Here is a 15628-nt window from a genome sequence, read left to right on the forward strand (position 1 = left end):
GCTCATCTCGTGCAAGATACCCGGCTGAGCGCGGCCGACGGCCTGGTGGCCGTGGCGGTCGGGCTGTTCGCCGTCATCGAGGAAGTGACCGGCGGAACCAACCTCGCGGAGCGGTCGGTCCCCTCGTTGTGGGTGGCGTGGGGCGTCACCGCCGCGGTCCTGGTGCTGTTCCGCCGCCTGGCTCCGGTCTGGACGACGGCGGTCTACACCGTCGTGTCGTGCGGGGTCTTCGTGTTCACCCTGGAGGACGCCGCCGCCTGGCAGTGGCTGACCGAGCTGCTCTTCCTGTTCACGGTGCTCAGCCAGACCCGGCTGCGCAGCGCGCGGGCGCTGTTCGGGGTGGCGGCCACGGCCGTCTTCGTCGCCACCATGGGCCTGACCTACGGCGGCGCCGGGTTCGCCGACTACGCCATCGCGGTGGGCATGGCCGCCATCGCGGGCGGCGCCGGGGCCGGTGTGCGCCGTTACCAGGTGCTGGCCGCCCGCGCCGACGAGCGCACCGACGCCGTGGTGGCGCGCAGCGAGCGGCTGGTGCGGGAGGCCGTCGCGGAGGAGCAGGCCCGGCTGGCCCGGGAGCTGCACGACATCGTCGCCAGCAGCGTCAGCATGATGGTGATGCAGGCGGGCGGCCTGCGCCGCCGGCTGCCCGCCGACCTGGGCCGCGAACGCGAGGCGCTGAGCCAGATCGAGGCGACCGGCCGGGGCGCGGTCGAGGAGCTCCAGCGCATGCTCCACCTGCTGCGCGGCCCCGCCACCGACAGCCGCCTGCCGCAGCCGGGCCTGGCCCGCGTCGGCGACCTGGTGGAGCAGTCGCGGTCGGCCGGGCTCGACGTGAGGGTCGAGGTGACCGGCGAGCCCCGGCCGCTGCCGGCGGGCCTCGACCTGTCGGCCTACCGGATCGTCCAGGAGGCGCTCACCAACACGCTGAAGCACGCCGGGCCGACCCGGGTGACCGTCACGATCGACCACGGGCCGGGCGAGCTGCGCCTCGACGTCACCGACGACGGCCCCCGCGACGGATTCCCGGCCGCGCCCCACATCCCGGGCGGGCACGGGCTGATCGGCATGCGCGAGCGGGCCGCCCTGTTCCACGGCTCCCTCGACGCCGGGCCCGACGGCGGCGGCTTCGCGGTGCGGGCGGTGCTGCCGCTGAAATGAACCGGCCCGGACGGCAAGTGATCCGTCCGGGCCGGCGTCGATCGCGGTCAGGCGCTCCGGCGGAGCGCCGTCTCCGGGAACAGGTCGTCGAAGACGGCCGCGCGGTCGAACTGCATGGCCCACTCGCGGGCCCGCAGTTCCAGCTCGCGGCGTTCGGTCCCGTTCATGTCGAGGACGACCCGGTCGATCGCCGCCGCGATGCCCGTGACGTCGCCCTGGTCGATGATGATGGCCGCGTCGCCGACCGCTTCGAGGGTGCCGCCGGTGTCGGTGGTGATGATCGGACCGCCGCCCGCCAGCATCTTCTCGGCGAGGGCGATGCCGAACGTCTCGACGAAGTCGGGTTCGGGTTTGGTCGGCAGAACGTAGGCCGCGCTGCCCCGCATGAGCAGCGGCTTCTCGTTGTCGTCGACGTCGGTGAGGACGACGACGTGTTCGTCGGCCGCCGCGATCGCCTGGACCTGGGCGAGCGCGGTGCCCGTGCCGGCGACCACGAGCTTGACCTTCTCCCGGCTGCGGGCCTGCCGGTAGGCGGCCAGCAGGTCGAAGATGCCCTTCGCGGGGGTGACCCGGGACAGGAACAGCAGGTAGCCGTCGCGTTCCAGGCCGCGGTGCGCGAGGGCGGCGTCGACCAGCGCCGGGTCGGGGTCGAGGAACGCCGAGGAGTCGATCGGCGGGTAGCTGACCGTCACCCGGCGGCGGCACTGTTCGGCGAACGTGGTGCCGACGTGGGCGTCGACCTGCTCGGCCGCGTCGATGATCTCCTCGCGGGTGTAGTCGGAGACCGCCACCACCTCGTCGTTGGACAGGAACGTGGTGAACAGCGCCGTCGCGGCGCCGAAGCGGTTGTCGCGCAGGCAGTTGCGGATGACGTTGGTGACGTCGGAGCCGACGGCCTTCACGACGGTGCGGACGTCGGGGTTGAAACCCGCCGCCCTGGCCGCGTTGACGGCGTCGAGCACGACGTTGGCGTGGGGGACGATGTACATCGACAGGCAGGTCGTCGGCACCGGCTCGGCCAGCAGCTCGACCAGGCGCCCGGTGAGGCCGGCCAGGTGGCGGCCGTCGGGCACCCGGTAGTCACCGACCGGTTCGGGACGTTCGACGGTGATGCCGGGGCTGTACGGCAGCAGCCGGTCGAGTGGCTTCAACGGCAGCCCGGCGGCCTGGAGGGCCGGGATGGGCCAGGTCAGCAGCCTGACGTCGTCGTATCCACGGGTGAGCGCCACCTCGGCGAGGTTGCGGGCCTCGCCGGAATGGCCGCAGATGACCGGGTCGGCCCTGACCACGATCACGAGGCGGCGTCGGGGGTGGGTCATCGAGTCTCCTCCGATAGCGCAGGGGAATCGGACAGGGACGGCGGGCGGACACCCCGCCCCCATCCCGATGGCTCGGGGCCGAGTCGCAGGTGCAGTCTGCCGCCCCGATGGACGGTCGCGGCAGTCAGGTGGGCCGCATCCAGTGGACGGCCGTTGAGGGTGGCCGACTGGACGTATTGGACCGGGGGCTCACGCTCGGCGCCGTCGGAGCTGATCGGCGCCTCTTTATGGCCGCTGGTCTCGATGACGAACTCGCCTTCTCTTACCCGCAGCGCGGCCCGTTCGAACGCGGGCGCGTTGACGAGGAAGAGGTTCTGCCCGGCCACCGGGAATAGCCCGAGCGAGGCCCAGATGTACCAGGAGCTCAGGCCGCCGGAGTCGTCGTTGCCGGGAAGGCCGCCGGGACCGGTGCCGAACTGCCACGTGAGCGCGGAGTGGACGACCTCGGCGGTGCGGTCGGGACGGCCCGCGTAGTGGTAGGCCCAGGGGGCCTCCATGTCGGGCTCGTTGTTGAGGCCCTCGAACCGGTTGAGGGCGTAACCGGCGGCCATCTCGGCCTGCTGCGGGCGGCGGCCGGCCTGTTTGACCGGGGCGGCGCCGTAGCCGAAGAACTGGTCGAGCTTGCCGATGAAGCCGGCGTCGCCGCCCGCCAGGGCGATGCGGGCGGCCATGTCGTGCAGCAGCCGGAACGAGTAGTTCCACTTGCCGCCCTCGTAGAACTCCGAGTCGCGCAGCAGGCCGGTGCCGGGGTCGAAGGCGTTGACCCAGCCGTGGGCGCGGCGGGCCAGGTCGTCGGCGAGCCGGGTGTCGTTGAGCGCGCGGGCGAGCTGGGCGGTCAGGTGGTGGCCGTAGGCCAGGTCGAGGGTGTGGGTGATCGGGTGGACGACGCCGTGCTCGAAGAAGTCCTCGCCGTACATGCGGCGCAGGTCGTCGGCCATGTGGACGAGCGCCCAGCTCCACTCGATGCCGTCGAGGTCGAGGGCGTGGGCGTCGGCGAGCGCGGTGTGGGCCAGCGCGCTGCCCTGGCGGAAGAACCGGTCGGCGCCGCGGGCCATGCGGTAGCCGATCGGGAAGTTGCCCTCTTCCTCGCAGACCCGGATCAGCGATTCGAGCAGGCCGGAGGCCCGTTCGGGGGCGATGGCCATGAGCAGCGGGAGCTGGGTCTTGTAGATGTCCCACATCGTGCAGACGTCGAAGGCGTAGGGCCCGTTGCTGGGCCAGAACGGGCTCTCGTCGTCGACGATGCACGGCTTGATCAGCGAGTGGTAGAGCGCGGTGGCGTAGACCGTCTGGCGGGCCGGGGTGCCGCCGTCGACCTTGACCCGGTCGAGGTGGTCGGACCAGCGGGCGCGGGTGCGCAGCTTGACGATGTCGAACGAGGGCTGGCCGAGGCCGCACTCGCGCTCCAGGTTCCGTTTGGCCTGGTCACAGCCGCGCAGCGAGAAGCCCATGCGGACCTCGATGGTCTGCCCGGCCCGCGTCGGGCCCATGTAGAGCATGCCGAAGGGGCGCAGCGTGGTGTGCCGGATGCTGTCGAAGTCGAGCCGGGTGCCGCCGTCGATGAGGCGGCGGTCGTACCAGAGCATCTGCCGCCAGCCGGGGGCGTCGACGTCGACGTAGACCGACAGCGGCACGCCCTCCATGACGACGGTGCCCTGCACCTGGCCGTGGCCGATGTTCTCGACCTGCGCCCGCAGCGGGACGGTGCGGCCGAGGTCGATGGCGAGCCCGCCGCAGGACAGGTCGACGACCACCCGGGCGCTGCTGTGCCGGGGGAAGGTGTAGCGGTGGACGGCCACCTTCTGGCCCACCGTGACCTCGCACCGGACGCCGGTGTCGAGGGTGGCGGCGTAGTAGCCGGGCGAGGCCTCCTCGTCGGACAGCGACCACGACTGGCCGAGGTCGTCGAGGGGCTGCACCATCGGGGTGACCCGCACGTAGTTGTAGTACTTGCGGATCGCGCCGGTGCCCGACTGCTGGAAGTGGGTGAACCCGCTGGCCTGGAGACGGTCGAACATCTCCTCGGGCACGCCTTCGGTGTTCTTGGCGTAGCGACCGTAACCGGTCGGATAGGCACCGGAGTAGGCACAGGCCGAGACCATGCCGAGGGGTGAGGTGGCCCCGGGGTGGGTGTTGCCCACCTGCGGTTTCGGCCACCACCACGTGGCGGCCAGGCCGCCTGCCGGGGGCAGGTCGGTGGCCGCGGTGCCGATGAAGGGATCAACGTTGTCGAGAATGGGGAGACACTATCCGGCCCCGGACCGGACGTAGGTTTCGGCGAGGTGAAATCATTCGTTCACCTCCGCAAAAAGTCCTTGTGACCTGCGCCGGGTCACAGATCGCGGCGTCTGAGCACCAGCGCGGCCAGGCCCAGCACCAGGGCGGTCCAGGCGACCGCCCACGCCAGGTAGGCCCACGTGATCGGGGTGTCGCTCAGGAAGGGGAAGCCTCCCTTGACAGCGGGGCCGCCGAATCCCAGCAGCGCGGCGGGGTCCTGGAAGGCGTACATCGCGCTGCGCCACAACCCGTCGGTCGGGAGCAGGATCTGGGAGACCGTCCCCACGGCCGCCACGCTGTCGTTGCCGAGGCCGCGGCCCACTCCCCCGACCACCCCGGCGATCCAGGTCGCGCCGAACAGGCCGACCGCGACCACGCCCGACGCCATCGGCGAGATCAGCGTGGAGAACAGCAGGCCCAGGGTGAGCAGCACGGCCGTCTGGAAGGCGAGCAGCGCCAGCCCGGTCACCGGGTCGGAGGGCCAGTAGCCTGTGGTGGCGTACACGATCACGAACTGGGCGAGCCCGGCCAGGACGATGAAGCCGCCGCCGAAGGCGACCAGGCCGAGCCACTTGCCGGTCAGGACGGTCGAGCGCCTGATCGGGCGGGCCAGGATCGCCAGAGCGGTGCCCGACTCGACCTCGCCGGCGACGGTCGGGCCGGCCAGGAAGGCGGTGCCGAGGGCGGCGATCAGGCTGAGGCCGAACATGACCAGGTTGAGCAGCTGGGAGGCGATCAGCCGCAGTTCGCCGCTGGTCAGCTGGGCGCCGTCGAACTCCTTGGTCACGAGGGTGTGGAAGCCCCACGCCGACAGGGCCAGCAGCACGACCGTCAGCACGGCCAGCGCCCGCAGCACCTTGCGGCGGGCGGCCTCGCGGAGGGTGAGGGCGGCGAAGGTGAGCACGATCATCGTTCACTTCCCAGGATGTCGAGCAGCCGGTCTTCCAGGCTGACGCGGCCGGGTTCGACCGAGTGGACCCGCACGCCGAGCGCGACCAGGTCGGCCACCAGGTCGGGGATCACGTCGACGTCCAGGTCGACGACGGTGAACAGGTCGCCGTCGCGGTGCACCGGCCCGGCCCGCCGCAGGCGTTCCTCCGCCTCTGAGGTGACCTTCTCCAGCCGGAGCCGCAGCTCCCGGCCGCCGAGCAGTTCGGCGAGGGTGCCCGAGGCGGCGACCCGGCCCCGGTCGAGGATGACCACGCGGTCGCAGACCCGCTCGACCTCGCCGATCAGGTGGGAGTTGAGCAGCACGGCCACGCCGCGCTCCTTCAGCGACAGCAGGATGTCGCGCACGTCGGCCCGGCCCACCGGGTCGAGCGCGCTGGTCGGCTCGTCGAGCACCACGAACTCGGGGCGGGCCACGAGCGCGACGGCCAGGCCGAGGCGCTGCTGCATGCCCTTGGAGAACCCGCCGACGCGGTCCCGGGCCCGGTCGGCGAGGCCGACCAGGGCGAGGGTGTCGCGGCGCTCCCCCTCGGGCACGTCGGCCCCGGCGAGCCGGACGTGCAGGTCGAGGACCTCCTTGGCGCTGAGCCAGGGCTGGTAGCGGAACAGTTCCGGCAGGTAGCCGACCCTGGCGCGGGCCTGAGGGTCGCCGACCGGCCGGCCGAGGAGCATGACCTCGCCCGCGTCGGGGCGCACCAGCCCGAGCATCATCTTGATGACGGTGGTCTTGCCGGCGCCGTTCGGGCCGAGCAGTCCGAGCACCTCGCCCCGGGCGACGGAGAAGGAGACCCCGTCGACGGCGGTCCGCTTCCGGTAGCGTTTGCGCAGGCCGGAGGCCCAGACGGCGTTCACCGCAGCCCTCGGGCGACGGTCAGGACCTCGTCGGCGGTGAGCGTGCCGGCGACCGCGTTGACGACGCCGTCGGCCACCCAGACGACCCCGGCCATGGAGCCGCTCCGGACCAGCGTGGCGGGGCGTCCGCCGACGTCGGTGACGGACGTCTGCTTCTCCTCGATCGCCGAGAACAGCGGCAGCGTGCCGTCGCCGGAGAAGCCGCGCAGCTGGGCCGCGACGTCGTCGGGGATGAAGGTCAGCGACGTCAGGTAGTCGCGGACGGTGGTGAAGGGGACACCCGCCGAGTAGACCGACGGCGCGGTGACGCGGGCGACGACCAGGGCGGGGAGTTCGTTCTCCGACGCCCACACGGCCGCCAGGCCCGGCCCGGCCGACAACCGGAACCGGCTGCCGTCGAGCCCCGGCGGCACCGGCGGGGCGGTCGTCCCGGCCTTCGCGGCGGTCCGCGCGGTGGTGTCGGCGGAGAAGGTGAACGTGCCGCCGGCCTTGTCGACGACGAAATAGCCGGGCGTGCCGCTCACCCCGGGCGGGAGTTCGGCCACCGCCGGAAGCGTGAGGCCCGAGGCCTCCTGGGCGGCCGTGACGTCCGGCGCCCGGCGGACCGAGATCTCGTCGGTGACGACGAGGTCGCCGAACTCGTCGAGTTCGGGGATCTTGGCCAGCTCGGCCTGCGGCGCGGTCACCGGGGCGACCCGCTCGGCGTGGAAGATCTGGAACCAGTCGGCGGCGGCCGCCCCCGCGCCGGTGACCAGCACGGCCGCCCCGGCGATGGCGACGACGGGACTGCGCAGGCGGGAGCGCCAGCGGCTCAGCACGGTCGCCTCCCGCACCGGGGGGCGGGTGGAGAAGCGGGTCCAGGCCGTGTCGACGTCCACCTCGATCTCGGTTCTCAGCACGGTGGCGGCGAAGGCGGCGTCGTCACGGGCCACGTTCAGTCCTTCCTGGCAGGCGGGGCAGTGGGCGATGTGGTCGCGGTCGGCGTCGGCGACCCCGTCCGGCTCGTCGAGGAGCCGGCGCAGCGTGCCGTCAGTCGGATGACGCATGACGGTTCAACTCCTTGCGCAGAGCGGACTCGGCCCGTCGCACGATCGTGCCGACGCTGCCGGGAGAGAGGTCGAGGGCGGCGGCGACCTCGGCGTAGCTGAGGCCGCTGTGCCGCAGGACCAGGGCGACCGCCTGGCGGCGCGGCAGCCGGGCGAGGGCCTCGCGCACGCGGCGGCGTTCGTCCCTGGTGACGACGGCGTCGGCGATGTCGGGGGCGACGGTCTCGCCGCCGGCGTTCTCCTCCCGGGCGGCCCTCCTGCGGCCCGAGCGGAGATGGTTCAGGGCGGTGTGCGCGGCGGCGACCGACAACCAGCCGGTGGCCTCCCCGGCGGGCACCGCGGAGCGGCCGAACGCGAGGAACACCTCCTGGGCGACGTCCTCGGCCTCGTCACGCGACCCGAGCACGCGGGCGGCCACCGCGACGACACGCGGGTAGACGGCCCGGAACACCTGCTCCAAGTCGGCCCGGACCGGCGGATCGGACCCCACGGCGACGCCCCTCCCGACCAGCACGTTCTCCTGTACGACGTTCACATTGGTAGAGCACCGCCGCCGGCTCACTTGTGACACGCGACAACCGGTTCCCCTGCCGCTTCCAAGAACGTCTCCAACGGCTCCCAAGCGGCGTGCGCCAGAGTTCCCGTCGAAGCGAACAGAAACGGGAGAGATGACGATGTTCAAGAAGGCCCTGGCCGTGGCGGTCGCCGCCGCGACTTTAGCGTCCGCCGCCCCGGCCGCGGCCGAGACGTACACCATCAGAGTGCTGGGAGGGGACATCGGCACCGTGAAGGAGTCGAACAGCACCTTCTTCTGCCCCGAGCACCAGATGCTGATCGGCCGGGCGCACTCCGGCGACGAGAACGGCACCACGACGTACTACTGCGGCCAGATCTACGTCAACGACGTCCGCGTGGAGGTGCTCCCCGAACGCTACTGGGTGCGCGTGAACGAGCCCAACAGCGTGTACACCGTGCCCGACGGCTACGCGCTGACCGGCCGCTACCACTACGGCGACGAGAAGGGCTACACGGTCTACTACGCGCAGATGATGCGGTGGCAGGGCAAGAGCATGCGCATCGTCGGGCGCCACTGGACGGCGGACATGAAGGAGAGCAAGCACATCTCGCTCTCCCCCACGGGCGAGATCATGACGGGCCGCTACCACTATGGCGACGAGAACGGCCGCACGGCCTACGAGTACGCCAAGGTCGCCGTCGACGGCTGAGCCCGCGACCCCCGGGCGAGGGGGTCACGGGCTCACGGGGGAACCGGTCAGAAGGTCTCGCAGCGGCCCTCGACGTTGACGTTCGCGCCGCGCAGCGGACGCGCCACGTCGGCGCCCTCGCCGCAGTCGAACGTGTCGGCGTCGTTGCCGCCCTGCACGAGGTCGTCGCCGCCGCCCGCGTTCACCACGTTGGCGCCGTTGCCGGCGTCGATCCGGTCGTTCCCGTCGCCGGTCGTGATCGTGTCGTCGCCGCCCTGGCCGACGACGCAGTCGTCGCCGCCGTAGCCGGTGATGACGTCGTCGGCCGAGCGGCCGATGATCAGGTCGTCGGCGCCGGTGCCCGACACCGCCGTCGCCCCGGCGGCCGCGACGACGACGTTGCGGACCACGATGTCGCCGCAGGCCCCGGCCGGGACGCCGGTCGCCCTGAGGGTGACGTCACCGGTGTGCTCGATGCCGGTGATCCCGGCGACGGTGCCGTTGCCGGGGACCTCGGTCAGGGTGAGCGAGCCGCCCGCGCCCGCGGTCAGCGTGACGGGGGTGCCGTTGACGGTCACCTTCACCACGGCCTGGCCGGTGAGGGCGGAGACGGTGGACGTCCTGCCGCCACCGGTGATCCGGTAGGCGCCCTCGGTCAGGGCGACGGTGCCGAACACGCCGGTGAGCTGGACGACCGCCGGCTGGTCGCCCGCGCCCACGGTGACCAGGACGCCGGCCGGGGCGGCGGTGTCCGAGACGGTCACGGTCCGGCCCTCGCGGGCGAGGACGCGGCCCGAGGTGACGCCGTCGGAGAAGGTCTCGTTGGCCGGGTCGTCCTTCTTCGGGTCGATCCCGTCGTCGATGCCGTCGTCGTCGGCGTCGAGGTCGAGGGCGGTGCAGTCGATCGTGCCGGTGCGCAGCGCGTGGCCGCCGGTGTTGCCGTCGTCGGTCCAGAAGACCGGCTTGCGGCCCGCGGCGCACTCGGCCCGCGCGGCCGGGGCGAAGCCCTCGTTGTTGAGGTTCGGCATGCCGGAGGGGCGGTCGTACACGACGGTGGCGGCGAACCTCCCGGCGGCGTTCACGTCGAACAGCGCGGCGCGGCCCTGGCAGGTGTCGTCGCAGACGACCCAGAGCTTCCGCAGTTCGGGGTCGTAGGCGAGCTCCATGACGCCGGGGAAGCCGCTGGCGATCGTGGCGACCCGGGTGAACGCGGCGCCGTTCTGGTCGAGGGCGTAGGCGTACACGCCGCCGGTGCCCTCGACGCCGACGAGGAACAGTCCGTCGCCGTGGTCCGGATAGTCGCCCGGCCGGTACGCCGCACCGGTGCGCTCGTCGACGAAGCCCTCGGCGGTGAGGTAGGAGTCGGGCACCCACGTGATGGCCTCGAGCCCGGCGTTGGCGCCGACGGCCGGGAGGTCGGCGGTGAGCACCCACTCCTTCGTGGCGGTCAGGGTGCCGTCCCCGCCGGCCGGGTCGAACCGGAGGACGGCGGGGCGGCTGACGCCGCCGGCGCCGTTGTCGCGCTCGGTCGAGACGAACACCCCGGCCGGGGTCACCGTGACGCCCTCGGCGTCGGGGTCGCCGAGGCCGGTCGGGAACTTCAGCGGGTGGGTCTCGGCGGGCGTCCAGATGGCGCCCTTCCTCTCCAGCCGGTAGAGGGTGCCGGGCCCGTTCTTGACCGCCCACAACGAGCCGGGCCCGGCGTCGCCGGAGGGCTGGTAGTACAGGCCGCTCATGTTGCCGCCGAGCACGCCCGCGGCGTCGGCCGTCGCGACGCCGGCGCCGCCGGGCCACGGGGTGCCGGCCGGCGTGGTGGGACCGCACGCGTTGGCCGCGCCCTTGGTGGCGGCGGTGGTGTCGGTGAACGCACCGGCGCCGTCGGGGCAGCGGCCGTAGGTGGCGGTGGCGTGCGCGGGCCAGGCGTGGGAGTCGAGGAGGGTCAGGCCGTCGGCCGAGTAGAGCCGCGCGGAGTCGGCGGCGCCGAGGCCGTAGGAGAGCTCGACGTCCACGGGCAGGAAACCGCCGGGGGCGATCGTGCTGCCCGCCGGGATCGGGTGGACGTGGGTGTCGTCGTTGTCCTTGACGATCCAGCCCGACACGTCGACCGGCGCGGCGCCGGTGTTGGTCAGCTCGACCCAGTCACCGGGGGTGCCGCCGTTGGACTCGACCTCGTTGATCTTCACCGTGGAGGCCGGCGCGCCGCAGGTGTTGGCCGCGCCCTTGGTGGCGGCGGTGCTGTCGGCGAACGCGCCGGTGCCGTTCGGGCAGCGCGCGTAGGTGACCGCGGCGTGGGCGGCCCAGGTGTGGGAGTCGACGAGCGTGACGCCGTCGGCGAGGAAGACCCGTACGGAGTCGGCGCCGCCGAGACCGTAGGCGACCTCGGTGTCGAGCGCGAGGAAGGCGCCCGGGGCGATGGAGGTACCGGCCGGGACGGTGAGGACGTGCGTGTCGTCGTTGTCCTTGACGAGCCAGCCGCCGATGTCGACCGGGACGGTGCCCGTGTTGGTCAGCTCGACCCAGTCGCCGGGGGTGCCGCCGTTGGACTCGACCTCGTTCACCTTGATCGAGGGGACCGGGTCGGCCGCCCATGCCTGGGTGACGAGCAGCGGGACGGCGGTCAGGAACGGGAGGGCTAATGCGACGGTCCGCCGCCAGGTCTTACGCAATGTGGGCTCTCTTCCAGGGGAACGTGCCAAGAGCCTGGTGGACGCTGCTGACAGGAAGGCGAATGTCCGGCGAACAGTGGGTCCCTTTCCTGGTGCTCTCAGGCGAGTCCGCGGCCTTGTCGCCGAAGGGGTCGCCATGCTGGGCCAGGAGGCGACACCGCGAATCGTCGGCGCCCGGCCGCGGATCATGCTGACCGCGGTCCAGACGTACGTGAAGGCCTGCGGCAGGCGCTCGGGAAGGCTGTCCTCCCGGAGTGATCGTCACTGGATTTCGGTGGTGCAATGCCCTGGCTTACGGGTGCACGTTTGGACAGTCCTGGACAGATCGGATCGCGAGGGTCGTACGGTGCGGGCATGGAGCTACCGCCGAAGAAGAAGACCAGCCTGGTGTGGAAGGCCTTGGGCGGTGTCGTAGCCGGTGGGGTGGCATTCCTGATGGTGGGCGGGTATCTGGCTGATCCTGAACCTGTCTCGGCGCCGGACAGGACGATCACGCTTGAGGTGTCGAGCCTGCCGAGAATGACGGGAGAGCAGCGAACCGAGTACCTCGCGACTCTGTCGACGATCGATCAGGGGCTGGTCGTGAATGAGGATCGGGCGGTGAGCCGCGGCGAGAGCACGTGCCTCGACATTCGGCAGGGCGTGCCTGAAGGTCAGGTACTGAAGAACCTCGAGGCCCGGATCACTGAGGGGAACGCGACCGTGAAGGTCGAAGGTGCGGCATTGATCCTCGATGCGGTCAAGGCGTGGTGTCGCTGACCTGCACCACGTGATGGCCTGGTGGACGTCGCTGACGGGAAGGCGAATGTCCGGCGAACAGTGAGCGAGCAGGTGGCCCGGGAGAACGAAGCGACGGCCCGGCGGCGTGGAGCCGCCGGGCCGTCGCCGGTTTCGGAGCGGTTTACCAGAAGCGGTATTCCGGAGCGGGCCACTCGGGCTCGGCCGGGGCGACCCACGGAGCCGCGCGGCGGGCGCGGACGTCGGCCTCGGTGATGGTCTCACCGGGGGCCAGGACGAGCGGGATGCGGACGCGGCTGCGCTGCAGGTCGACGGTGACCTTCGCGCCGGTGGCGGGCTCGCCGCTGTAGGTCGAGTCGGTGCCGGCGAGGACCAGGCCGATGCGGTGGCCGGCCTTGAAGGTGTAGTCCTGCGGCAGCGTCAGCCACTTGACCTCGCCGTAAGAGCCCACCGTGAGGGGGTTGGAGGCGCTGATCGAGTCGCGGTTCTGCACGTCGATCCAGCCGCGGGCGACGATCTCCAGGGGGGCGGTCGTCATGTTGGTCTCGACGTCGAAGTAGCAGCCGTCGTCGGCGGCGGTCGACTCGCCGTAGCAGCTCTGCGTGGTCAGGTTGCGGATGCCCTGATTGCTGCGCCAGTTGATGCGGGTGTCGGTGCCGAAGTCGACGAGGAGCGCGGTCAGGTTGCTGGTCGGCTTGTCGAGCTTCACCTGGAGGCTGATCTCCGGCGTGCCGGACATCCGGATGTCCTTGGACAACTCGCTGGTGGTGAAGGCGACGCGGCCGGCGGCGGGGGTGGTGATGTTGGCGACCATCGTGTTCTCCGACTGGCGGACGTCGGTGAAGGTCGCGGTCTCGCCGTTCTGCGCCTGGACCAGGCCGAGGGTGCCGTCGGCGGCCGGGCGGAACAGGTGGTTCTGGGCGGCGGGCTCGGGCCAGTCGCGCAGGGTGATCCAGTCGGTCCGGCCGGTCTGCACGTCGGCGCGCGGCTGCTTCATGACGTCGTTGGCGACACCGACGAGCCAGTAGTCGAACCAGGCGTGCAGGGTGTCGACCCAGCGGTCGCGCTGACCCTCGAAGTCGAACGGGTCGACGTGCTGGGTCTGGCCGACCCAGATCTTGCGCGGCACGCCGTTCTTGGCCAGCGCGTCCCACCAGACGGAGAAGTTGTCCGGCTTGACGTTCAGGTCGTTGACGGTGTGCACGACGAAGACCGAGGCCTTGACCTTGGAGACGTCGGCGAGGGTGCCCGCGATGTAGTCGCGCTCGGCCCAGTAGGCGTTGTAGTTGCCGGTGTCGTCGCCGTCGTTGGCGTCGGCGTAGGCGCGCACCGCGGCGCACTTGGCGTCGGGGTCGGTGTCGACGACGTTGCCCAGGTAGGACTGGTAGTTGAAGTTGTAGATCACGCCGTTCATGCGCTGGTACTTGTACCAGGAGCTGATCGCCGAGATCGGGACGATGGTCTCCAGGCCCTCGACGCCGGTCGCGGCGACGCCGTTGGCGAGCGTGCCGTCGTACGACTTGCCGATCATGCCGGCCTTGCCGGTGCTCCAGTCGGCCACGGCCGGGGTGACGCCGTCGAGCTTGGTGGCGGTGGCGCGGCCGTTCAGCCAGTCGATGACGGCCTTGCCGCCCAGGATGTCGGCCTTGCCGCCGACGTCGGGGCAGCCCGTCGACTTGGTGGTGCCGATCATGTCGACGGCGAGGAAGGCGTAGCCGCGCGGCACGAAGTAGTTGTCGTACCAGAGCGGGAACTTCACGATGTTCCCGTTCGCGTCGTAGACCTTGCGCTCCGCCTCGTTGCCGCGGCCGGAGTTGTCGTAGTAGGGGCTCTCGTCGATGATCGAGGCGACCTTGAGGCCGGGGCCCGACTCCTTGGGGCGGATGATGTCGACCCGCACGCGGTCGAGGACTCCGTCGGAGTCGCTGTCGACGGTCGACTCGACGAGGACCGACTCACGGATGGCGTCGGCGTAGGAGAAGACGGGCTGGGTGCGTCCGTTCTCCACGGAAATGGCGGGGGCGGCACTCGCCTGGACGGGGGTGGCGATGGCCACGACCAGTCCGACGGCGACGAGGGCGGCTCGCAACGGTGGCACGAAGAGCCTCCAGAGACAGGGGAATTACCCCAAATCTCTTTGAAAACCCTCATAACAGACAAGATCAGGTTACGGCTTTGACACCACCTCGTACTGGATGTGTGACATGGCACTAGGCGCGTGTCACGTTGTCAGAGGCGCGGGCATTCCGTCGGCGAAGAGCTGGGCGTCGATCTGGTCGAGCGCGATGCGCAGCGCGCCGAGCGCCACGCCGTCGGCGCCCAGGTTCGAGGCCCTGACCTCGGGGACCCGCAGGCACAACCGCTCCAGTTCCTGCAGGAGCGGGTCGATGATCAGGTCGGCCGACCGCGAGTAGCCGCCGCCGAGCACCACGACCTGCGGGTCGAGCGTCAGCACGAGCGCCGCCGTTCCGACCGCGAGGTCCTTCGCGTAGCGCCGCAGCGTGGTCAGGGCGTCGCGGTCGCCCTCGCGGGCGCGTTCGAAGACCCAGGCCGCCTTGTCGTTGGGGTGGACGTCGGCGGGCATGCCGGGGCAGTTCTCCAGGCGGGAGGGGGCCGTCAACCAGCGGAGCGTCTTGAGCGCGCCGATCTCCCCGGCCGCGCCCCCGAAGCCCCGCCGCAGGGTGCCGTCGATGATGAGGCCGGCGCCGATGCGCATGCCCGCCTGGAGGTAGACGATGTCGTCGGCGTCCTGCGCGGCGCCCTGCCAGCGTTCGGCCACGGCGGCCAGCTTGCAGTCGTTCTCGACCGAGATCGGGCAGCCGAAGCGGGCCGCCAGGTGGTCGGCCGGGGAGACGCTCGCCCAGCCGGGCAGCGGGGTGAACAGGGAGGTCCGGCCCGACGCGTCGACCGGGCCGGTCACCCCCACCGTGATCGCCCAGATTTGGCCGGGCTCCAACCCGGCCTCGGTCAGGCAGTCGGTGAGGGCGGCGTCGAGGACCGCGAGCCGTTCGGCCGGGTCGGCGTCGGGGTCGACCGGCAGGCGGCGGCTGCGCAGCACCTCGCCTTCGAGGTTCGACAACAACACCAGTATCTTGTGCGCCCCGATGTCGACCCCGAAGACGTGCCCCGCGTCGGCGTTGAAGCGGTAGCGGCGGGCCGGGCGGCCGACGGTGCTCCCGTCGGGTTCGACGACCTTCACCCATCCGTCGGTCACCAGGCCGCGCACGACGACGTCGGTGCCCGGCCGCGACAGGCCGGTGCGGCCCGCGAGTTCGGTGACGGTGGCGGGCGGCTGGCCCCGCATCGCCCGGACGATGCTGAGCGAGTTGAGCTCGCGGAGCCTGCTGACATCGGCTCCGGCCGCGTCCACCACCATTGCCCCCTAATTATGCTTTGAGAAAGCGTAATTCTACCGGTCG

Annotated in this window: 12 protein-coding genes; 3 read left to right on the forward strand and 9 right to left on the reverse strand. The window is 71.6% G+C overall.

Annotated features, from left to right (window positions below; genetic code table 11):
• Positions 1 to 9: 9 nt before the first annotated feature.
• Positions 10 to 1158 (forward strand): sensor histidine kinase, encoded by a 1149-nt coding sequence (locus GT755_RS40925; protein WP_161478364.1) that lies wholly within the window; start codon positions 10 to 12, stop codon positions 1156 to 1158.
• A 47-nt stretch (positions 1159 to 1205) separates the two neighbouring features.
• On the opposite strand, the gene GT755_RS04350 is transcribed toward GT755_RS40925, so the two are convergent.
• The 6 genes from GT755_RS04350 to GT755_RS04375 form a co-directional block, all read right to left on the reverse strand.
• Complete coding sequence (locus GT755_RS04350) at positions 1206 to 2477, reverse strand: glycosyltransferase (RefSeq protein WP_161478365.1); 1272 nt, start codon at positions 2475 to 2477, stop codon at positions 1206 to 1208.
• Complete coding sequence (locus tag GT755_RS04355) at positions 2474 to 4714, reverse strand: glycoside hydrolase domain-containing protein (protein ID WP_161478673.1); 2241 nt, start codon at positions 4712 to 4714, stop codon at positions 2474 to 2476. The genes GT755_RS04350 and GT755_RS04355 overlap by 4 nt, the downstream gene beginning before the upstream one ends.
• Before the next feature lie 95 nt (positions 4715 to 4809).
• The gene (locus GT755_RS04360) at positions 4810 to 5664 is read right to left on the reverse strand and encodes an ABC transporter permease (RefSeq protein ID WP_161478366.1); all 855 of its coding nucleotides are present in this window, start codon (positions 5662 to 5664) and stop codon (positions 4810 to 4812) included.
• Positions 5661 to 6554: an ABC transporter ATP-binding protein gene (locus GT755_RS04365; protein ID WP_202609571.1), complete on the reverse strand. Its 894-nt coding sequence runs from the start codon at positions 6552 to 6554 to the stop codon at positions 5661 to 5663. The genes GT755_RS04360 and GT755_RS04365 overlap by 4 nt, the downstream gene beginning before the upstream one ends.
• Positions 6551 to 7600, reverse strand: a complete 1050-nt coding sequence (locus tag GT755_RS04370) for a hypothetical protein (protein ID WP_161478367.1) — start codon at positions 7598 to 7600, stop codon at positions 6551 to 6553. Before GT755_RS04370 ends, GT755_RS04365 begins: the two co-directional genes overlap by 4 nt.
• The gene (locus GT755_RS04375) at positions 7584 to 8135 is read right to left on the reverse strand and encodes a sigma-70 family RNA polymerase sigma factor (protein ID WP_202609572.1); all 552 of its coding nucleotides are present in this window, start codon (positions 8133 to 8135) and stop codon (positions 7584 to 7586) included. The genes GT755_RS04370 and GT755_RS04375 overlap by 17 nt, the downstream gene beginning before the upstream one ends.
• A 133-nt stretch (positions 8136 to 8268) precedes the next feature.
• Here GT755_RS04375 and GT755_RS04380 point away from each other — a divergent pair, with 133 nt between their 5' ends.
• Positions 8269 to 8826 (forward strand): hypothetical protein, encoded by a 558-nt coding sequence (locus GT755_RS04380; RefSeq protein ID WP_161478368.1) that lies wholly within the window; start codon positions 8269 to 8271, stop codon positions 8824 to 8826.
• 47 nt (positions 8827 to 8873) lie between these two features.
• Here the strand turns inward: GT755_RS04380 and GT755_RS04385 are convergent, their stop codons facing one another.
• Positions 8874 to 11471, reverse strand: a complete 2598-nt coding sequence (locus GT755_RS04385) for a lamin tail domain-containing protein (protein WP_161478369.1) — start codon at positions 11469 to 11471, stop codon at positions 8874 to 8876.
• A gap of 354 nt (positions 11472 to 11825) precedes the next feature.
• Between GT755_RS04385 and GT755_RS04390 the strand changes: the two genes are divergently transcribed.
• Positions 11826 to 12230, forward strand: coding sequence for a DUF732 domain-containing protein (locus tag GT755_RS04390; RefSeq protein ID WP_161478370.1), 405 nt, complete (start codon positions 11826 to 11828; stop codon positions 12228 to 12230).
• A gap of 142 nt (positions 12231 to 12372) precedes the next feature.
• On the opposite strand, the gene GT755_RS04395 is transcribed toward GT755_RS04390, so the two are convergent.
• Positions 12373 to 14307 carry a Xaa-Pro dipeptidyl-peptidase gene (locus GT755_RS04395; protein ID WP_161478371.1) on the reverse strand — a complete coding sequence of 645 codons (1935 nt, stop codon included), beginning with the start codon at positions 14305 to 14307 and terminating at the stop codon, positions 12373 to 12375.
• A gap of 123 nt (positions 14308 to 14430) precedes the next feature.
• The gene (locus tag GT755_RS04400; RefSeq protein ID WP_161478372.1) at positions 14431 to 15579 is read right to left on the reverse strand and encodes an ROK family transcriptional regulator; all 1149 of its coding nucleotides are present in this window, start codon (positions 15577 to 15579) and stop codon (positions 14431 to 14433) included.
• Positions 15580 to 15628: the final 49 nt, after the last annotated feature.

The organism is Herbidospora solisilvae (assembly GCF_009901565.1).
In the GTDB taxonomy this organism is placed as follows: Bacteria; Actinomycetota; Actinomycetes; order Streptosporangiales; family Streptosporangiaceae; genus Herbidospora; species Herbidospora solisilvae.